Below are 19,443 nucleotides of genomic sequence, written 5' to 3'. Positions count from 1 at the left end.
ATGCCGCAGGGTCAGCCGGAGAACGTGCCGAACGACGGTCTCACCACCCGCCAGCGCCGGGCCCGGCCGCTGGTCATCGTGCACACCGGGCCGGGCAAGGGCAAGTCGACGGCCGCGTTCGGCCTGGCGCTGCGGGCCTGGAACCAGGGGTGGCCGATCGGGGTGTTCCAGTTCGTCAAGTCGGCCAAGTGGCGGGTGGGCGAGGAGGCCGCGCTGACGGCGCTGGGCGAGATCGGGCCGCCGGTCGCCTGGCACAAGATGGGCGACGGCTGGTCGTGGATCCGCAAGTCCGACGACGACCACGCCGCCAACGCCCGTGAGGGCTGGGCGCAGATCAAGCGGGATCTCGCCGCCGAGACGTACCGGATGCTGGTGCTCGACGAGTTCACGTACCCCATCAAATGGGGGTGGATCCCCGTCGAGGACGTCATCGCGACCCTCCGTGACCGGCCGGGATCGCAGCACGTCGTCATCACCGGCCGCGACGCCCACCCCGACCTGGTCGCCTTCGCCGACCTCGTCACCGAGATGACCAAGGTCCGGCATCCCATGGACGCCGGGCAGAAGGGCCAGAGGGGCATCGAATGGTAGCCCGGCTGGTCATCGCGGCGCCGTCGTCGGGAGCGGGCAAGACGACGATCGCGACCGGCCTGATGGCCGCCCTGGTCCGGGCCGGCCTGGCCGTCTCGCCGCACAAGGCGGGGCCCGACTACATCGACCCGGGCTACCACGCCCTGGCGACCGGCCGCCCCGGCCGCAACCTCGACCCGTTCCTGACGAGCGAGGACCTGGTCGCGCCGCTGTTCCTGCACGGCGCGCGGGACGCCGACGTCGCGATCGTCGAGGGCGTCATGGGCCTGTTCGACGGCCTGCCGGACGGCTACGCCTCCACCGCCCACGTGGCCCGGCTGATCGACGCCCCGGTGGTCCTGGTCGTGGACGCCACCGGGCAGGGGCAGTCGGTCGCGGCGCTGGTGCACGGCTTCGCCGGGTTCGACACGCGGGTGCGCATCGGCGGCGTCATCCTCAACCGGGTGGGCTCCGACCGCCACGAGGAGGTGTGCCGGGCCGCGCTCGACCACAGCGGCGTGCCGGTCCTCGGCGTCGTCCGCCGCACGCCCGGCGTCGAGACCCCCTCGCGCCACCTCGGCCTGATCCCGGTCGCCGAACGCCGCCGCGAGGCCCTGGAGGCCGTGGCCCGCCTGGGCGACCTGGTCACCGCGAGTTGCGACCTGACGGCCCTGGTCGCCCTGGCCCACACCGCCCCGCCGCTGGCCGCCGACCCCTGGACGCCCGGCGAGATCCCCGCCCCGCGCACCCGGGTCGCCGTCGCTGGCGGGCCCGCGTTCACCTTCGGCTACGCCGAGCAGGCCGAACTGCTGGAGGCGGCCGGCGCGGAGGTCGTCTCCTTCGACCCGCTGCGCGACGAACGGCTGCCCGAGGGCACGAGGGGCCTGATCCTCCCCGGCGGCTTCCCCGAGATGCACGTCCACGACCTGGCCGCCAACGAGCCGCTCAAGCGGGAGATCGCCGCGTTCGGCGGCCCGATCCTGGCCGAGTGCGGCGGGCTGCTCTACCTGGCCAGGGAGCTCGACGGCCACCCCATGGTCGGCCTGATCGACGCGAAGTCGCACATGTCGCCCCGGCTCACCCTCGGCTACCGCGACGCCGTCGTCACCGCCGACACCGTGATCGGCCGGACCGGGGAGCGGGTCCGGGGGCACGAGTTCCACCGGACCGTCACCGATCTCCCCGGTGAGCGGGTCTATCGCTGGCGCGGCGGCGCCGACGGGTACGCTGCCGGGCGGATCCTGGCGTCCTACCTGCACCTTCACTGGGCGGGCACGCCAGAGGCAGCGACCCGTTTCGTCAAGGAGTGCGGATGAGCTTCGAGGAGTTCTGGACCGAGCGGCACCTGTGCACGCTCACGACCCTGCGGGCCGACGGCACGCCCCACGTGGTGCCCGTCGGGGTGACCCTCGACGGCGACATCGCCCGGGTCATCACCTATTCGACCTCGCAGAAGGTGCGCAACGTCCGCAACGGCGGCAACCGCGTGGCGGTCTGCCAGGTCGACGGCGCGCGCTGGTCGACCCTGGAGGGCGTCGCGACCATCAACGACGACCCCGAGGCGGTCGCGCTGGCGGTGCGGCTCTACACGGCCCGCTACCGCGAGCCGAAGCCCAACCCGCTGCGGGTCGTCATCGAGATCAAGATCACTCGGGAACTGGGGAACGTGCGGCGTGACTGACGTGGTGGTCGTCGGCATCGGGGCCGACGGCTGGCCGGGCCTGGGCGAGTCCGCCCGCGAGGCCGTCGTGAAGGCGGAGGTCGTCGCCGGGTCGGCGCGCCAGCTGGCGCTGCTGCCCGAGGTGCCGGGGGAGCTGCTGCCGTGGCCGTCCCCGCTGCTCCCGGCGTTGCGGGAGCTGCTCGACAGCGGCCGGCGCGTCTGCGTGCTGGCCAGCGGCGACCCCATGCACCACGGCATCGGCGCGACCATCGCCCGGCTGGGCGTGCCCGGGGTGCGGGTGATCCCGCATCCGTCGTCGGTGTCGCTGGCGTGCGCGCGGCTGGGCTGGCCCGTCGAGTCGGTGACGGTCGTCAGCATGGTCGGCCGCCCGCTCGCCGCGGTCTTCGCGCCCGGCCGCCGCTTCATCGTGCTGAGCGAGGGGAGCGGCTCTCCCGCCGCCGTGGCCAGGGCCCTCGAAGCCGGGGGGTACGACCCGGGCGCGCTCACCGTGCTCGAACAACTGGGCGGGCCGGGGGAGCGGATCGGCCCGCTGCGCGACGACGTCGACCCGCTGAACGTGGTGGCGGTGGAGTGCCGCTCGGCCGACCCGCTGCCGATCGTGCCCGGCCTGCCCGACGACGCCTACGACCACGACGGCCAGCTGACCAAACGCGAGGTCAGAGCCGTCGTGCTGGCCTTCCTCCAGCCGAACGGCCTGCTCTGGGACATCGGCGGCGGCGCGGGCAGCATCGCGATCGAGTGGATGCGCGCCGACCGCTCGTGCCGCGCGGTGAGCGTCGAACGCGACCCGGTCAGGGCGGCCCGCATCGCGGGGAACGCCGCGAGGCTGGGCGTACCGGGCCTGCGGGTCGTCACCGGAGCGGCCCCGCAGGCCCTCGCAGGGCTCGACCCGCCCGACGCCGTCTTCGTCGGCGGCGGACTCACCGCCGAGGGCGTGCCCGAGACGTGCTGGCGGGCGCTGCGGCCGGGCGGCCGACTGGTGGCCACGGCCGTGACCGTGGAGTCGGAGGCGGTGCTGGCGGCGTGGCACCGCGCGCACGGCGGCGACCTCACCCGCCTGTCGGTCAGCCGCGCCGCGCCGGTCGGCGGCTTCACCGGCTGGCGGCCCGCCATGCCCGTGACGATCTGGTCAGCGAGAAAGGACCTCACGTGATCCGCTTCGTCGGCGCCGGCCCGGGCGCGGCCGACCTCATCACCGTGCGCGGGCAGCGGGTGATCGAGACGTCGCCGGTCTGCCTGTACGCCGGCTCGCTCGTCCCCGCCGAACTCCTGGCCCGCTGCCCCGAGGGCGCGCGGATCGTCGACACTGCCAACCTGAACCTCGACCAGATCCTCGCCGAGATGATCAGCGCCCACGAGCGCGGCCTCGACGTGGCCCGGCTGCACTCGGGCGACCCGTCGGTCTTCAGCGCGATGGCCGAGCAGATGCGGCGGCTCGACGCGGCCGGTGTGCCCTACGAGGTGGTCCCGGGTGTCCCCGCCTTCGCCGCCGCCGCGGCGTCGCTCAGACGCGAGCTCACGGTCCCCGGGGTGGCCCAGACGATCATCCTCACCCGCACCTCCGAACGCGCCACCCCGATGCCCGAGGGAGAGGACCTGACCACGCTGGGCCGATCGGGGGCGACGATGGTCCTGCACCTGGCGGTGCAGCGCATCAAGGCGGTGACCGCCGAGCTCGCCGAGACCCATGGGCGGGACTGCCCGGTGGCCGTGGTCGCCTACGCCTCCCGCGCGGATGAAGTCATCATCAGGGGGACGTTGGGCGACATCCCGGAGAAGGTGCAGGCGGCGGGCATCAAGCGGACGGCGGTCATCATCGTCGGCCAGGTCCTGACCGCAGCGCAGTTCCCCGACAGCCACCTCTACTCGGTCGCCCGCGCCCGCTGAGAGTCATTCGGCGGCGTGCACCCAGGCGACCGCCTCGGCCACCGTCTCCACGTGGGGGACCTCGGCCGGGACCGGCGGGCGGCGCACCATCACGACCGGCACGCCCAGCTCGCGGGCGGCCCGCAGTTTGGCGCGGGTCAGCTCGCCGCCGCTGTCCTTGCTCACCAGGGTGTCGATCCGGTGCTCGCGCATCAGGGCCAGCTCGCCTTCGAGCGTGTACGGCCCCCGCGACAGAACGACCTCCATCGACACCGGCTCGTCGGGCGGATCGACCGACCGCGCCAGGAACCACACCCCGGGAACCCGGTCGAAGACGGGCAGGCTGCGCCGCCCGGTGGTCAGGAACACCCGCTTCCCGGGCAGCGAGCGGGCCGCCTCCTCCAGCGAGGAGACCCACCGCCAGTCGTCGCCGGGCTCCTGGGTCCAGCCCGGCCGCCGCAGCCCGAGCAGCGGGATGCCCGTCATGCCCGCCGCCTCGGCCGCCGCCTCGGACATCTTCGCGGCGAACGGGTGGGTCGCGTCGACGACCACGTCGACCGGGTGCTCCCAGAGCCAGCGGGCCAGCCCGAGCGAGCCGCCGAACCCCCCGATCACGACCGCGCCCACCGGCAGGCGGGGCGACCTGACCCGGCCCGCCAGCGAGGTCACCACGACGTTCTCCGGATGCAGCCGGGCCGCCAGCTCACGGGCCTCGGCGGTGCCCCCGAGGATGAAGACGCGTTTCATGCCGGATAGCGGCGCGGGGTGAACACCACGCCGCCGGCCACGCGGGTGGTCGAGGAACCGATGATCAGCAGGCAGCGCATGTCCACCTCCGCCGGGTCGAGGTCGCCGAGGGTCGTCACCACGATTGTCTCCTGCGGGGTGCCCACCGCGCGCCCGACGACGACCGGCGTGTGCGCCGGGCGGTGTTCGAGCAGCAGGTCGCGGGCCACCCCGACCTGCCAGGTCCGGGTCTTGGACGCCGGATTGTAGATCGCCAGCACCAGGTCGGACTCGGCCGCGGCGGTGATCCGCCGGGCGACCACGTCCCACGGCTTCAGCTGGTCGGACAGCGAGATCACGCAGTAGTCGTGGCCGAGCGGCGCGCCGACCTGGGCGGCCACCGCGTGGGCGGCCGTCAGCCCCGGCACCACCCTGACCGGCACGCCCGCGAACCGCTCCTGGGTGGCCGCCTCCAGCACGGCCGAGGCCATCGCGAACACGCCCGGGTCGCCCGACGACACCACCGCGACCCGCGATCCGGCCAACGCCAGCGACAGGGCGTGCTCGGCGCGTTCGGCCTCGACCCGGTTGTCGGTGGCGTGCCGCTTCTGGCGCGGGTTCGGCGGCACGCGGTCGAGGTAGGGGCCGTAGCCGACCAGTTCGTCGGCGGTGGCCAGGGCGTCCTGGGCCTCGGGGGTCAGCCAGGGGCGTCCGGCGGGGCCGAGGCCGACCACGGCCACCTCGCCGGGGCCGTCGTGGCGCGGGTGCTCGGGCAGCGGGAGCGGGGCGCCGACGGGGGAGGGCAGCAGCGCCAGGGAGAAGTAGGGCACCGAGTCGGGGTCGACGTCGCGCAGCGGGGCGAGGCGCTGGGCGGCGGTGGTGGCGCGTTCGACGTACCAGGCGTCGTCGAGGCGGCCGGCCTCCTCCAGGGCGGCGCGGACCTTGGTGAACGTCCGGCCCAGCTTCATGATCGCGACCGGGCCCGCGCCGATCCGCGCGGCCAGCTCCTCGGCCGGGAGGGTGCCGGGCAACACGGTCAGCGTCTCGTCGCGTTCGACCAGGGGGCGGCCCAGCGCCGCCGCCGCGCCGCTGATCGAGGTGACGCCCGGCACGACCTCGGTCGGGTAGTGGGTCGCCAGGCGCTTGTGCAGGTGCATGTACGAGCCGTAGAAGAGCGGGTCGCCCTCGCACAACACCACCACGTCGCGGCCCGCGTCGAGGTGGGCGGCCAGGCGGGCGGCGCAGGAGGCGTAGAACTCGTCGAGGGCGCCCTGGTAGCCGCCCGGGTGGTCGGTCGTCTCCGTCGTCACCGGGTAGACCAGGGCCTCCTCGATCTGGCCCTCGCGCAGGTAGGGGGCGGCGACCGAGCGGGCGATGCTGCGGCCGTGCCGGGCGCTGTGGTAGGCGATCACCCCCGCCTCGCCGAGCAGCCGGGCCGCCTTCACGGTCACCAGTTCGGGGTCGCCGGGGCCGAGGCCCACGCCATAGAGCGTTCCGGTCATCATTCCTCGTCACTGGCGAGGGCGTTCAGGGCCGCCGCCGTCATCGCGCTGCCGCCTCGGCGGCCGCGTACCACCAGAAACTCCAGGTCGGACGCGGCCAGCGCGTCCTTCGACTCGGCCGCGCCGATGAAGCCCACGGGGATGCCGACCACCGCCGCCGGGGCGGGCGCGCCCTCGGCCACCATCTCCAGCAGCCGGAACAGGGCCGTCGGCGCGTTGCCGACCGCGACCACCGCGCCGCCGAGCCGCTCGCGCCACAACTCCAGGGCCGCCGCGCTGCGGGTGGTGCCGAGCTCGGCCGCCAGCGCCGGGACACGCGGGTCGGCGAGGGTGCAGATCACCTCGTTTCCGGCCGGCAACCTCCGGCGGGTGACCCCCGCCGCGACCATGTTCGCGTCGCAGAGGATCGGCGCGCCCGCGTCGAGGGCCTTCCTGGCCGCCGCGACGACCCCGTCCGACCAGGCCAGGTCGCTCGGCAGGTCGACCATGCCGCAGGCGTGGATCATGCGGACCGCGACCCGCGCCACGTCGGGCGGCAGCGCCGACAGGTCGGCCTCGGCGCGGATGGTGGCGAAGGACTGGCGGTAGATCTCCGCGCCGTCCCTGATGTAGGTCACGTCGTACTCCGCTGGTAGCCGGAAGGGGTGGCGATCAGGTCCACGACCTCGCCCCGGGGCCGGCCGCACCGTCGAGCGCAGCCGGACCAGTGGACGGGCGGGCCGATCGGGTGGGCGTCCGCCTGGACGTCGCTCAGCGACTTCGCGCAGCCCGGGCTTCCGGTGCAGGCGCTGACGTGCGACCACGGGTCGCCGGGGTCGGTGACCAGGCCGTCGGGCAGCCGCGTGCCCTTCGGGACCAGGACGGTGCGCCACGGGGTGACGCGCAACCACGCGGCCTCGGCCAGGACCGCCGCCTGCCGCGTGGTCAACCGGCCGAGGGGGACCAGCGCGCCGGTCGTCTCGCCGAAGTCGCCGACGTAACCGCTGGTCCGGGGCTTGGGCAGGTCGGCCGGGACGCCCTCGAACGCGCCTTCGGGGATGCGCCACGCGCCGTCGGAGACCCGCAGGAAGTTCTGTGCCACTTTGACCGCTTCGTGGACCGCCTCGGCGGGCGGGAGCCGTAACCGGAGGTCGGTGTTTCCCGCGACGACGGCGAAGCGGTCGCCGCGGGACATCAGCAGCACGTCGGCGCCGAGGCCCGCCACGTCGCCCGAACCGTCGTCGACCGCGAACAGGAACCGGCCCGAGAGCCCGGCCAGCTCCGGCGCGGCGCAGATCGCCTCGTCGAGCGCCCGCACCACCCCGCGGAACGCGGCCGAACCGTCCAGCGGCGAGGCGAGGACGTTGCGCACCCGCTCGTGCGACGGAGAGGGCAGCAGCCCGGCCGCGGCGACCGCCGCCGCGAACCCGGCCGGATCCCTGACCCCTCTGACCTGGACGTTCGCCCGCGACGTCAGCTCCAGCACCCCGTCACCGGCGGCCGCGAGCACGCCCAGCTGGGCCCCCGTCAGGTCGCCCCCGGGCAGCCGGACCCGGGCCAGCGGCCCGTCGGCGGCGGGGTGGACCTGCAACGCGCCGGGGCAGGCGTCGCGCGAGGATTGTCCGGTAATGGCCACGTCGAGGATGTTAAAGCCCACCGTGGGTCTTGCAAGCCGGGGGAGTCCCGTAGTCTCATCGGGCGACGGCACAAACGAGGAAGCCGGTGTGAATCCGGCGCGGTCCCGCCACTGTCACCGGGGAGCGAACCCCACCAACGGCCACTGTCACAGGGAAGGCCGGGGTGAGCCCTGATCCGGGAGCCAGGAGACTCGGCCGTCACCTGGACAAACGACCCGGGGCGCGGACCCCGAGGGAGGGCTTCGCCATGATCGTTCTGCTGTCCACGTCGGACACCGACCTGTTGAGCGCCCGCGCGAGCGGGGCCCCCTACCGCCTGGCGAACCCCTCCCGGACCCCCGACCCGGCCGCGTTACTCGACGACGCCGACGTGGTCGTGGTCCGCCTCCTGGGCGGCCGGCGGGCCTACGAAGAGGGCCTGGACGCCCTCCTGGCCGGCGGAAAGCCCGTGGTCGTGCTGGGCGGCGAGCAGGCCCCCGACGCCGAACTCATGGAACTGTCGACCGTGCCCGGCGGGGTGTGCGCCGAAGCGCACGCCTATCTCGCCCACGGCGGCCCGGCGAACCTGGCCGAACTGCACAACTTCCTCAGCGACACCCTGCTCCTGACGGGCAACGGCTTCGCGCCCCCGGCGGCGCTCCCATCGTGGGGCCTCGGCGAAGGGGTGGGAGGGGCCATGACCACGCAGACACCGCCCGAGTCGCCCGAAACCGTGCGCGCCGGCGGGGCGGGCGAGGGCCATCCGGACAGCGCTCCGCGCAGTCCGGAAATTTCGGGACATGCGACGCCGGTGGTCGGGATCCTCTACTACCGCGCCCACCACGTCGCCGGCAACACCGCCTTCATCCGGACGTTGTCCGACGCCATCGTGGCCAAGGGCGGCCGCCCGCTCCCCGTCTACTGCGCCTCCCTGCGCACCGCCGAGCCCGGCCTGATCGACGCCCTGCGGCAGTGCGACGCCCTGATCGTGACCGTCCTGGCCGCCGGCGGCACCCGGCCCGCCACCGCGCAGGCGGGCGGCGAGGACGAGGCGTGGGACGTCGGCGCGCTCGCCGACCTCGACATCCCGATCCTCCAGGGGCTCTGCCTCACCACCGACCGGGCCACCTGGGAGGACGCCGACGACGGCTTGTCCCCGCTCGACGCCGCCTCCCAGATCGCCATCCCCGAGTTCGACGGCCGCATCATCACGGTCCCGTTCTCGTTCAAGGAGATCGACCCCGACGGGCTCACCGTCTACGCCGCCGACCCCGAACGCGCCGCCCGCGTGGCCGGGATCGCCGTCCGGCACGCCCGGCTGCGCCACATCCCCGTCGCCGAGCGCCGCGTGGCGATCATGTTGTCGGCCTACCCGACCAAACACTCCCGCATCGGCAACGCCGTCGGGCTCGACACCCCGCGCAGCGTGGTCAGGCTGCTGAAGGCCATGGGCGAGGCCGGCTACGCCGTCGGCGACTTCCCCGGCGTGGCCGCCCAGGACGGCGACGCCCTCATCCACGCCCTGATCGCGGCCGGCGGCCAGGACCCCGACTGGCTCACCGACGAGCAGCTCGCCGGGAACCCGGTCCGCATCCACAAGGACGACTACCGCGCCCACTTCGACACCCTCCCCGCCGACCTGCGCGAGGCGATGGAACACCACTGGGGCCCGGCCCCCGGCGACCTGTTCGTCGACGGCGACGACATCGTGCTGGCCGCCCTCCAGGACGGCAACCTGGTCGTCATGGTCCAGCCGCCGCGCGGCTTCGGGGAGAACCCCATCGCCATCTACCACGACCCCGACCTGCCGCCGAGCCACCACTTCCTGGCCGCCTACCACTGGCTCTCGTCCCGGTACGACGCCGTCGTGCACGTCGGCAAACACGGCAACCTCGAATGGCTCCCCGGCAAGTCGGCCGGCCTGTCGGCCGCCTGCGGCCCCGACGCCGCCCTCGGCGACCTGCCGCTGATCTACCCGTTCCTGGTGAACGACCCGGGCGAGGGCACCCAGGCCAAACGGCGCGCCCACGCCACCCTGGTCGACCACCTGGTGCCGCCGATGGCCCGCGCCGACACCTACGGCGACATGGCCCGCCTGGAGCAGCTCCTCGACGAGCACGCCTCCATCGCGGCCATGGACCCGGCCAAGCTGCCCGCGATCCGCGCCCAGATCTGGACGCTCATCCAGGCCGCCCGCCTCGACCACGACCTCGGCCTCGACGACCGGCCCCACGACGCCGAGTTCGACGACTTCCTGCTGCACGTCGACGGCTGGCTCTGCGAGGTCAAGGACGTCCAGATCCGCGACGGCCTGCACGTCCTGGGCCAGGCCCCCACCGGCGAGGCCCGCGTCGACCTGGTGCTGGCGATCCTGCGCGCCCGCCAGATGTGGGCCGGCGACCAGGCGCTCCCGGGCCTGCGCGAGGCCCTGGGCCTGACCGAGCACGGCGACGCCCGCGCCGACGTGGACGAGGTGGAGGCGCGGGCCCGCGAGCTGGTCGCGGCCATGGAGGCGGCCGGCTGGGACCCCGCCGCGGTGACCGAGGAAGGGGCGGTCGGCGAGATCCTGCGGTTCGCCGCCACCGAGATCGTGCCCCGCCTCGACGGCACCGCCGACGAGATCACCAACGTCCTGCACGCCCTCGACGGCGGCTACGTTCCCGCCGGCCCGAGTGGCTCGCCGCTGCGCGGCCTGGTGAACGTGCTGCCGACCGGCCGCAACTTCTACTCCGTCGACCCCAAGGCGGTGCCGAGCCGCCTGGCGTGGGAGACCGGCCAGGCCATGGCCGAGTCGCTCGTCGAGCGCTACCGGGCCGACACGGGGGAGTGGCCCCGCTCGGTCGGCCTGTCGATCTGGGGCACCAGCGCCATGCGCACCTCGGGCGACGACGTCGCCGAGGTCCTCGCCCTGCTGGGCGTGCGCCCGGTCTGGGACGACGCCTCCCGCCGCGTCACCGGCCTGGAGCTGGTGCCCGCCGCCGAACTGGGCCGCCCCCGGGTGGACGTCACCGTCCGCATCAGCGGCTTCTTCCGCGACGCCTTCCCCCACGTGGTGGCCCTGATGGACGACGCGGTCAAGCTCGTCGCCGGGGTCGAGGAGGAGGGCAACTACGTGCGCGAGCACGTCGAGGCCGACGGGTCGACGCTGCGCATCTTCGGCTCGGCCCCCGGGGCGTACGGGGCCGGGCTGCTGCCGCTGATCGACAGCCGGAACTGGCGCGACGACCGCGACCTCGCCGAGGTCTACGCCGTGTGGGGCGGCTTCGCCTACGGCCGGGGGGTCGACGGGGCGCCGGCGCGGGAGGCGATGGAGGCGGCGTACAAGCGCATCAACATCGCGGCCAAGAACGTCGACACCCGCGAGCACGACATCGCCGACTCCGACGACTACTTCCAGTACCACGGCGGCATGATCGCCACCGTCCGCGCCCTCACCGGCCGCGACCCGAAGGCCTACATCGGCGACTCGACCCGCCCCGACGCGGTGCGCACCCGCAGCCTCACCGAGGAGACCAGCCGCATCTTCCGCGCCCGGGTGGTCAACCCGCGCTGGCTGGCCGCCATGCGCCGCCACGGCTACAAGGGCGCCTTCGAGCTGGCCGCCACCGTCGACTACCTGTTCGGCTACGACGCCACCACGGGCGTGGTCGCCGACTGGATGTACGACAAGATCGCCGCCACCTACGTCCTGGACGAGGAGAACCGCAAGTTCCTCAGTGAGTCGAACCCCTGGGCCCTGCACGGCATCGCCGAACGGCTGCTCGAGGCGGCCGGGCGCGGCATGTGGGCCGAGCCCGACCCCGAGATCATGGCCGCCCTCCAGCAGGCGTTCCTGGACACCGAGGGCGACTTGGAATCTACATCGTAAAGGCGTCGGGCGGCAGGTAGTCGGCCCGCCGCCCCGGCGTCGCCGCCGCGATGCCCTCACGGTGTAACAGGCCCGCCAGCAGCAACGACACGTCCCGGCCGGGCAGCCGGTCGCGGGCCTGCCGGCGCAGCAGCCCGTCGAGGACCGGCACCAGCGCGCCCGCCTTCGAGGGCGGATCGGGGTCGCGGGTGGTGGCCAGGCCGAGCACCGACATGGCCGTGCCGAGGAAGGGCGGCCGCCCCTCGACGGCGGTGTAGATCGTCGCGCCCAGCGACCACAGGTCGGCCGCCGGGGTGGCCGGGCCGCCGCTCATCCGCTCGGGCGCGATGAAGTCGACCGTACGGGTGACCGGGACGGTCGTCGGCGCCGCCGCCTCGTGTTCGAGCGCGGCGATGCCGAAGTCGGTCAGCACCACCCGGTCGCCGGTCAGCAGCACGTTGGCCGGCTTGATGTCGCCGTGGACGACCCCGGCGTCGTGGGCGTGCCGGACGCCGGCCAGGAGCTGGTAGCCGATCCACGCCGACCAGTGGACCGGCAGCGAGCCCAGGTGCTCGATGGTCTGTTTGAGGGTCAGCCCTTCGAGGAATTCGGTCACGATGTAGAGGCGGCCGTTCTCCTCCAGCAGGTCGTGGACCGTGATGATGGCCGGATGGCTGAGCCGGGCCGCCGACCGGGCCTCGTTGAGCGCCTTGCGCCGGGCCAGCTCCATGTCGGGCCGGTCGGTGCGGTAGGGCGGCTGGACTTCCTTGATCGCGACGTCGCGCTTCAGCAGCAGGTCGTGGGCCTGCCACATGATGCCCGAGCCGTCGCGGCGGATCGGGATGGTGAGCTGGTAGCGGGCCCCCAGCAGGCGCTGTTTGGTGCGCTCGGGTCTCGTCGGCGGACCGGGCGTGCCCGACGTGGAGCTCCCATGGTGAGCCTGCGCCGTGTGCTTACCGATCTGAACCAACCCCACCTGTCCGACCCGAATCCGAGCTCCCCATGCGCTCTATATTCTGGTGGGCCGACGGCGGTTTCGCTCCCTATCCGGGAGATCTAGAGCAACCCGATTCCCAGGATGATCGTACCCGCGGCCAGCGAGACCCCGCCCAGCCCGGTGAGCCAGATCAGCCGGTTGGGGCGCGTGTCGCCCGGCCGTACGACCGACAGGAAGAACCCCAGCGGCATCAGGATCGGCGCGGCCACGATGAGCCACTGCGCCAGCGAGCGGAATCCGGGGGAGAGAGCGGCCTGGTCGAGGTAGATCAGGGCGACCAGCGAGAAGAGCACGAGCACCCCCGCGTGGGCGTGTCCGGCACGCCACAGTCCCCGTCTGACTGGATTGTCTAGATATCCGGGTATACGTCCGAGTATGTGAGCGAGCAGACTGGCCCCACCGAAGGCGACGCCGGGCACGGTGATCAGGAGGATCCCGGCGGTGGTAAGGGTGGAGGGAGACATTCGAGCGCACCCCGTTTCGATTGGATAGCGGCACTGTCTGATGATTATTGGATAGTCCGGCTATCCGGTCAACCCGTTTGAAGATCGCATGGCGATTCAGGCGAGTTGTCGGTCGGTTCGGGGAAGATATGAAGCAGACACGTCCCCCGAGTGGAGGTATCACCGATGGCGAGCAGGGACAGCGGCGGGCAGAAGCAGACAGGCCGGCAGGAGACCGAGACCGAGCAGGTCGAGGAGCAGTCGGGAAGCGACGTCCAGGAGCGCCACGAGAAGCTCAGCGACGACGTCGACTCGATCCTCGACGAGATCGACGAGGTCCTCGAGGAGAACGCCGAGGAGTTCGTCCGGTCCTACGTGCAGAAGGGCGGCGAGTAAAGGGGCCAACGCCCACCTCGCCACGTCCCTCGTCGCGGTCGCGGAACCCTCCGCCGGCCGCGACGAGTCGTTTCCGCCGAAAATTACCGATCATGAACCCGGTTCGCGGTCAGCTGATCGGGAAGAGTGCAACCAGCGCTGTCACATGAGTAGGGTCGGCGTAAACAACACGACCTAGGAGGGAGTCGCGTGGCATCTCAGCAGGCCTGGATGAACAACCTCTTCACCAATACGGGTTCCTCGTCCTTCACGGAGTTCCTGCGTGGCTACGCCCCGGACATGCTCCCGGGCAACCGCGACGCGCTGCCCGCCCCCGTCGGCGAGCAGATCCCCCACGCGACCACGATCGTGGCGATCACCTGCGCCGGCGGCGTGGTGATGGCCGGCGACCGGCGCGCCACCTCGGGCAACATGATCTCCAACCGGGACATGGAGAAGGTCTTCCGGACCGACGAGTACTCCTGCATGGGCATCGCCGGCACCGCCTCGACCGGCATCGAGATGGCCCGCCTCTACCAGGTCGAGCTCGAGCACTACGAGAAGCTCGAGGGCCGCTCGTTGTCGACCGAGGGCAAGGCCAACCGCCTGGCCACCATGGTGCGCGGCAACCTCGGCGCCGCCATGCAGGGCCTGGTCGTCGTCCCGATCTTCGCGGCGTACGACGAGCGGATCGGCGGCGGCCGCATCTTCGGCTACGACGTCGGCGGCGGCCCCTACGAACACCAGCTCTACCACTCGATCGGCTCCGGTTCGATCTTCGCGCGCGGCTCGCTGAAGAAGCTCTACCGCGAGAACGCCGCGCCCGACGAGGCCGTGCTGACCGTCCTGCAGGCGCTCTACGACGCCGCCGACGACGACTCGGCGACGGGCGGTCCCGACGTGACCCGCAAGATCTGGCCGGTCGTGGCGGTCATCACCGACGAGGGCTTCCGCCGTCTCCCCGACGAGGAGGTCACCGCCGCCGTCGAGACGCTCCTGGCCGGCCGGATGATCGATCCCGACGGGCCGACCGCTCCGCTGCGCTAGAAAGGAACCCCACAGGTGTCCATGCCGTTCCCTTACGCGTCGCCTGAGCAGATCATGCGCGACCGCGCGGAATACGCGCGGAAGGGCATCGCCCGAGGCCGCAGCGTGGTCGTGGTCCAGTACGCCGACGGCATCCTGCTGGTGGCCCCGAACCCGTCCAAGGCGCTGCACAAGATCAGCGAGATCTACGACCGCATCGGCTTCGCCGCCGTCGGCCGCTACAACGAGTTCGAGACCCTCCGCCAGGCCGGCATCCGCTACGCCGACGTCAACGGCTACAACTACAACCGCAACGACGTCACCGCCCGCGCGCTGGCCAACGTCTACGCCAGCCAGCTCGGCATGATCTTCACCGACTCGATCAAGGCCCTCGAGGTCGAGATCGTCGTCGCCGAGGTCGGCGAGACCTCCGACCAAGACCAGATCTACCGCCTCACCTTCGACGGCTCGGTCTTCGACGAGCAGGGCATGGCCGTCATCGGCGGCCAGTCCGACACGGTCGCGACCCGCCTGAAGGAGCGCTACCGTCCGGGCCTGCCCCTGGCGGAGGCCCTCGACGCCGCCCTGAGCGCGCTGACCGAACCGGGCGGCGAACGCCCCTCGGCCGCCCAGCTCGAGGTCGCCGTCCTCGACCGCAACCGCGAACACCGCAAGTTCCTGCGCCTCAGCGGCCCCCGCCTGGAGCGCCTCCTCACCCCCGCCACGCCCGCCGCCCCCGAGACGCCCGCCGCCCCGGCGGCCGAAGGCGGCCCGAAGCCCCCGCCCACGGCCCCCGAGGGCGACATCGACACGGGCTCCGAACCACCGCTCTAGCCCAACGGAACACGCCTCGATGGGGCCGCCCCGCCGACACCGGCGGGGCGGCCCCATTTTCCGCCCGGAACCCGCTGCCCTCGGTAAGACGGCGGAGAAGAGAGACGAGGAGCTCACTCCCGTGGAAGCGGCCGGCCCGATGACCGACGAGGAGCTCGCCGCGATCGAGGAACTGGTCGAGGCCTCGACCCCCGGGCCCTGGCATGTGCGCCTGCTCCACGATGATTGGGCCATGTCCCTGGTCGCGGTCAGCACCACCCCCGACACCGGGCGCGGTGAACGCCGGCCCGAGTTCGGCCACCACGAGATCGTGGCCGCCACCCTCATCCAGCAGCCGCGCTACGCCGACGTCGCCGACGGACGCTGGGACGAGAACGCCCGGTTCATCGCCGAGGCCCGGCAGCACGTGCCCCAGCTGATAGCCGAAGTCCGCCGCCTGCGCCGCCTCCTCGCCGAATCAGGTAACGACCACGCGAAGACCGAAGCAGCTCACGGCACCGCAGAGCCCGAAGCAGGCCGCGACCACGCGGAGCCGGAAGCAGGTCACGGCCCCGCAGAGCCCGGGGCGGGTCATGGTCCCGAGGGGCTCGCCGCATCACCGGCCTGCGGCCAGACTGCTGGGTGAGTGAAGCCGCAGGCCTAGTGACGGCGTGATCGCCGGCCCCCGAGTGTGGCCCGACCCGGTCGGGTGGCCGGCCGGGCGGAGCCGTAACGGAAAGAGGCTCTTCACCACGAACGGCGGGGTGGATTTTTCGGATTCCCCCATACCTCTCAACTTGCACGGACTTAACACGGGTTTCGCTAGGCTCGTCCCGCTATGACGATCACATTCCGGCGGGCCCTGCTGGCCCTGGCCGTCCTCCCGCTTGCCGCCTGTTCCTCTCCGGCCGAGACGGCGGCCCCCGCTCCCACGGTCACCGCGACGGTCACCGAGACCGTCACGCCCCCGGCGCCGCAGCCGACGGAGACGGCGGCCGAGCCAACGGAGAGCGCCGCGCCGACCCAGACGCCCCAGGTGAGCGCCGACGTCGACAAGGAGGACCCGATCTCGGGCCGCACCCCGAAGATCAAGTCGGCCAAGTTCCAGTACGACGAGGGCCACGACTTCAACCAGATGTCCCCGAGCGCCGACGGCGTGCTGCGTGGGCGGATCGTCTCCCTCGACGGCGACGAGGCGCGCTACGTGCCGGTCCGGTACGCCGGCGGCGACTTCGTCGGGCCCGAGGGCGGCATGACCTACGCCGCCCCGATCGCCTCCGACGTGGTGTTCCTCAGCGCGGTCGGCTGCAAGGGCGACGACCAGACGATCAACTCCGCCGCCCTCGGCACCGAGAAGTGCCCGCGCGAGCGCCTGCTGGAGCTCGCCGCCCAGGGCGAGCCCACCTCACTGATCACCGTGAAGAGTGGCCAGATCGTGAAGGTCGTCGAGATCTATTACTGAGGTTCGCGGGGAATGTAGACGACCATGAGTTTCCTACCGCACACGACGGATCTGGGAATAGGGTGAGGTGATGGATCGTCGCATCTTCGGGCTGGAGAACGAGTACGGCGTCACCTGCACGTTCCGGGGCCAGCGCAGGCTGTCCCCCGACGAGGTGGCCCGCTACCTGTTCCGGCGAGTGGTGTCCTGGGGCCGATCGAGCAACGTCTTCCTCCGCAACGGCGCCCGTCTCTATCTCGACGTCGGCAGCCATCCTGAATACGCCACCCCTGAATGCGACAACGTCGTGGAGCTGGTCACCCATGACAAGGCGGGCGAGCGCATTCTCGAAGGGCTGCTCGTCGACGCCGAGAAGCGCCTCCGCGAGGAGGGCATCGCGGGAGACATCTACCTCTTCAAGAACAACACCGACTCGGCCGGCAACTCCTACGGCTGCCACGAGAACTACCTCGTCGGCCGGCACGGCGAGTTCGGCCGCCTGGCCGACGTCCTGATCCCCTACCTGGTCACCCGGCAGATCATCTGCGGGGCCGGCAAGGTGCTGCAGACCCCGCGCGGCGCCGTCTACTGCGTCTCCCAGCGCGCCGAGCACATCTGGGAGGGCGTGTCGTCGGCGACGACGCGCAGCCGTCCCATCATCAACACCCGCGACGAACCCCACGCCGACGCCGAGCGCTTCCGCCGGCTCCACGTCATCGTGGGCGACTCCAACATGAGCGAGACCACCATGCTGCTCAAGGTCGGCGCCACCGATCTGGTGCTGCGCATGATCGAGGCGGGCGTGGTGATGCGCGACCTGTCGCTGGAGAACCCGATCAGGGCGATCCGCGAGGTCTCCCACGACATGACCGGCCGCCGGCGGGTGCGGCTGGCCAACGGCCGCGAGGCGTCCTCGCTGGAGATCCAGCAGGAATACCTCGGCAAGGCGAAGGACTTCGTCGACCGCCGCGGCGGCGACGAGACCAGCAAGCGGGTGCTCGAACTCTGGGAGCGCACCCTGCGCGCCGTGGAGACCGGCGACCTCGACCTGGTCTCGCGGGAGATCGACTGGGTCACCAAATACCAGCTGATTGAACGTTACAGAAAGAAGTACGACCTCCCGCTCTCCTCGCCCCGGGTGGCCCAGCTCGATCTGGCCTACCACGACGTGCACCGCAAGCGCGGGCTGTTCTATCTGCTGCAGAAGCGGGGGTCGGTCGAGCGGGTCGCGTCCGACATCAAGATCTTCGAGGCGAAATCGGTCCCGCCGCAGACCACGCGGGCCCGGTTGCGCGGCGAGTTCATCCGCAAGGCCCAGGAGAAGCGGCGCGACTTCACCGTCGACTGGGTGCACCTGAAGCTCAACGACCAGGCCCAGCGCACCGTTCTCTGCAAGGACCCATTCCGAAGTGTTGACGAACGGGTCGACAAGCTGATCGCGGGAATGTGATCTCCTTACGACGGGCAGACAGCGGGTTCGGGTAGTGTGACCCGAACCCGCTGTCATATTCCTGAGGACTTTCACATGCGCCGCCGCACGGCCATCGCCGCCGCCGCACTTCCTTTGCTGCTGTCCGCCGTCGCGTGCGGCACCGCACAGAAGACGGCCACCGGAGCCAGCCCTTCCGCCGCCGCCACGAGCGCCGCGCCCAGCGCGGCCGCCTCGTCGGGCGCCGCCGCGGCCGCCCCGGTCGGCCCCGCCGCCGACCCGAAAGACATCAAGGTCTCCGGTGACCTGGGCAAGAAGCCCAGCGTGACCTTCCCGAAGGGGGGCCCGGCGCTGGTCTCGTCCACCCGGGTCATCTCCGAGGGCAGCGGCGCCGCCGCGGCCGACGGCGACACGCTGGTCGCCAAGGTGAGCGTGTGGACCTGGGACGGCAAGGAGAACAAGGCCACCGGGTCCGCCTACGACACCGGCCAGGCCGAGTTCGTGCCGATCAGCCAGCAGCAGATGCCCAAGGCGCTCTACGACGGACTGCTGGGCAGCAAGCCCGGCGGCCGCGTGCTCGTCGTGGTCGGCAAGGACTCGATCGACCCGGCCGTGGTCGAGCAGGCCAAGAGCCAGGGCACCGACTTCACCACCAGCTCGCAGGTGCTGGTCATCGACGTCGTGTCGGCGACCGCCAAGGCCGCCGAGGGCAAGGCGTCCGACCCCGGCATCGAGGGTGTCAAGCTTGTCAACCCGGGTGGCGACACCGCCCCGACGCTGACCACCACGACCACCGCGCAGCCGCCGAAGGACCTGACGGTCAAGACCGTCATCCAGGGCGACGGCCCGAAGGTCGCCGAGAACCAGACGGTGATGGTCCACTACACCGGCAAGATCTGGGGCACCGACAAGCAGTTCGACAGCTCGTGGGAGCGCAAGCAGCCCACCTCGTTCGCGCTCAACCAGGTCGTGCCCGGCTGGAAGCAGGGTCTGACCGGCGTCAACGTCGGCAGCCGCGTGCTGATCACCATCCCGCCGGCGCTCGGCTACGGCGAGGCCGGCCAGCCCGACGCCGGCATCAAGGGCACCGACACCCTGGTGTTCGTCGTCGACGTGCTCGGCGCTCTGTAGG

At 72.2% G+C, this 19,443-nt stretch carries 19 protein-coding genes and 1 riboswitch; of the genes, 13 read left to right on the top strand and 6 right to left on the bottom strand.

The window, feature by feature from the left end; translation table 11 throughout:
* From cobO to cobM, 5 genes are read left to right on the top strand one after another with little or no spacing between them, the layout of a single operon-like run.
* Positions 1-591 carry a cob(I)yrinic acid a,c-diamide adenosyltransferase gene (gene cobO, locus AW271_RS26170; protein WP_062340258.1) on the top strand — a complete coding sequence of 197 codons (591 nt, stop codon included), beginning with the start codon at positions 1-3 and terminating at the stop codon, positions 589-591.
* A complete protein-coding gene (locus AW271_RS26165) occupies positions 585-1,886 on the top strand; it encodes a cobyrinic acid a,c-diamide synthase CobB (protein ID WP_062340257.1) in 1,302 nt (433 codons plus the stop codon). Before cobO ends, AW271_RS26165 begins: the two co-directional genes overlap by 7 nt.
* Positions 1,883-2,251 carry a PPOX class F420-dependent oxidoreductase gene (locus tag AW271_RS26160; RefSeq protein WP_062340256.1) on the top strand — a complete coding sequence of 123 codons (369 nt, stop codon included), beginning with the start codon at positions 1,883-1,885 and terminating at the stop codon, positions 2,249-2,251. Before AW271_RS26165 ends, AW271_RS26160 begins: the two co-directional genes overlap by 4 nt.
* The gene (locus AW271_RS26155; RefSeq protein WP_062340255.1) at positions 2,244-3,404 is read left to right on the top strand and encodes a bifunctional cobalt-precorrin-7 (C(5))-methyltransferase/cobalt-precorrin-6B (C(15))-methyltransferase; all 1,161 of its coding nucleotides are present in this window, start codon (positions 2,244-2,246) and stop codon (positions 3,402-3,404) included. The genes AW271_RS26160 and AW271_RS26155 overlap by 8 nt, the downstream gene beginning before the upstream one ends.
* Positions 3,401-4,138 (top strand): precorrin-4 C(11)-methyltransferase, encoded by a 738-nt coding sequence (gene cobM / locus AW271_RS26150; protein WP_062340254.1) that lies wholly within the window; start codon positions 3,401-3,403, stop codon positions 4,136-4,138. The genes AW271_RS26155 and cobM overlap by 4 nt, the downstream gene beginning before the upstream one ends.
* 3 nt (positions 4,139-4,141) lie before the next feature.
* Here cobM and AW271_RS26145 read toward each other — a convergent pair whose 3' ends face one another.
* From AW271_RS26145 to AW271_RS26130, 4 genes are read right to left on the bottom strand one after another with little or no spacing between them, the layout of a single operon-like run.
* Complete coding sequence (locus tag AW271_RS26145; protein WP_062340253.1) at positions 4,142-4,864, bottom strand: cobalt-precorrin-6A reductase; 723 nt, start codon at positions 4,862-4,864, stop codon at positions 4,142-4,144.
* Positions 4,861-6,345 (bottom strand): precorrin-2 C(20)-methyltransferase, encoded by a 1,485-nt coding sequence (locus AW271_RS26140; RefSeq protein WP_062340252.1) that lies wholly within the window; start codon positions 6,343-6,345, stop codon positions 4,861-4,863. The genes AW271_RS26145 and AW271_RS26140 overlap by 4 nt, the downstream gene beginning before the upstream one ends.
* Positions 6,345-6,962, bottom strand: coding sequence for a precorrin-8X methylmutase (locus AW271_RS26135; RefSeq protein WP_062340251.1), 618 nt, complete (start codon positions 6,960-6,962; stop codon positions 6,345-6,347). Before AW271_RS26135 ends, AW271_RS26140 begins: the two co-directional genes overlap by 1 nt.
* Positions 6,959-7,960: a ferredoxin-like domain-containing protein gene (locus AW271_RS26130; RefSeq protein ID WP_062340250.1), complete on the bottom strand. Its 1,002-nt coding sequence runs from the start codon at positions 7,958-7,960 to the stop codon at positions 6,959-6,961. The genes AW271_RS26135 and AW271_RS26130 overlap by 4 nt, the downstream gene beginning before the upstream one ends.
* Before the next feature lie 49 nt (positions 7,961-8,009).
* A riboswitch (cobalamin riboswitch) is annotated at positions 8,010-8,175 on the top strand.
* A gap of 33 nt (positions 8,176-8,208) precedes the next feature.
* Between AW271_RS26130 and cobN the strand changes: the two genes are divergently transcribed.
* Positions 8,209-11,808 carry a cobaltochelatase subunit CobN gene (gene cobN / locus AW271_RS26125; protein ID WP_062340249.1) on the top strand — a complete coding sequence of 1,200 codons (3,600 nt, stop codon included), beginning with the start codon at positions 8,209-8,211 and terminating at the stop codon, positions 11,806-11,808.
* On the opposite strand, the gene AW271_RS26120 is transcribed toward cobN, so the two are convergent.
* Entirely contained in the window at positions 11,798-12,763 is a 966-nt protein-coding gene (locus AW271_RS26120) for a serine/threonine-protein kinase (RefSeq protein WP_245653200.1), read from the bottom strand. The two genes, cobN and AW271_RS26120, sit on opposite strands and share 11 nt — an antisense overlap.
* An 80-nt stretch (positions 12,764-12,843) precedes the next feature.
* Positions 12,844-13,077: a hypothetical protein gene (locus AW271_RS42510; protein WP_245653199.1), complete on the bottom strand. Its 234-nt coding sequence runs from the start codon at positions 13,075-13,077 to the stop codon at positions 12,844-12,846.
* A 336-nt stretch (positions 13,078-13,413) separates the two neighbouring features.
* Here AW271_RS42510 and AW271_RS26110 point away from each other — a divergent pair, with 336 nt between their 5' ends.
* The 7 genes from AW271_RS26110 (at position 13,414) to AW271_RS26080 (ending at position 19,442) form a co-directional block, all read left to right on the top strand.
* Positions 13,414-13,623, top strand: coding sequence for a ubiquitin-like protein Pup (locus AW271_RS26110; protein ID WP_062340246.1), 210 nt, complete (start codon positions 13,414-13,416; stop codon positions 13,621-13,623).
* Between the two features lie 210 nt (positions 13,624-13,833).
* Positions 13,834-14,649, top strand: a complete 816-nt coding sequence (gene prcB / locus AW271_RS26105; RefSeq protein ID WP_062340245.1) for a proteasome subunit beta — start codon at positions 13,834-13,836, stop codon at positions 14,647-14,649.
* 21 nt (positions 14,650-14,670) lie between these two features.
* Positions 14,671-15,462 carry a proteasome subunit alpha gene (gene prcA, locus AW271_RS26100; protein ID WP_062340244.1) on the top strand — a complete coding sequence of 264 codons (792 nt, stop codon included), beginning with the start codon at positions 14,671-14,673 and terminating at the stop codon, positions 15,460-15,462.
* Positions 15,463-15,583: 121 nt separating this feature from the next.
* A complete protein-coding gene (locus AW271_RS41270) occupies positions 15,584-16,087 on the top strand; it encodes a hypothetical protein (RefSeq protein WP_063818120.1) in 504 nt (167 codons plus the stop codon).
* A gap of 192 nt (positions 16,088-16,279) precedes the next feature.
* Positions 16,280-16,903 (top strand): hypothetical protein, encoded by a 624-nt coding sequence (locus AW271_RS26090; protein WP_062340243.1) that lies wholly within the window; start codon positions 16,280-16,282, stop codon positions 16,901-16,903.
* A gap of 70 nt (positions 16,904-16,973) precedes the next feature.
* Positions 16,974-18,332: a Pup--protein ligase gene (gene pafA, locus AW271_RS26085; RefSeq protein WP_030452402.1), complete on the top strand. Its 1,359-nt coding sequence runs from the start codon at positions 16,974-16,976 to the stop codon at positions 18,330-18,332.
* Between the two features lie 75 nt (positions 18,333-18,407).
* Positions 18,408-19,442, top strand: coding sequence for an FKBP-type peptidyl-prolyl cis-trans isomerase (locus AW271_RS26080; RefSeq protein ID WP_062340242.1), 1,035 nt, complete (start codon positions 18,408-18,410; stop codon positions 19,440-19,442).
* Position 19,443: the final 1 nt, after the last annotated feature.

Source organism: Herbidospora sakaeratensis (assembly GCF_001570525.1).
Taxonomy (GTDB): domain Bacteria; phylum Actinomycetota; class Actinomycetes; order Streptosporangiales; family Streptosporangiaceae; genus Herbidospora; species Herbidospora sakaeratensis.
This window is presented reverse-complemented; position numbering and strand designations above follow the sequence as displayed.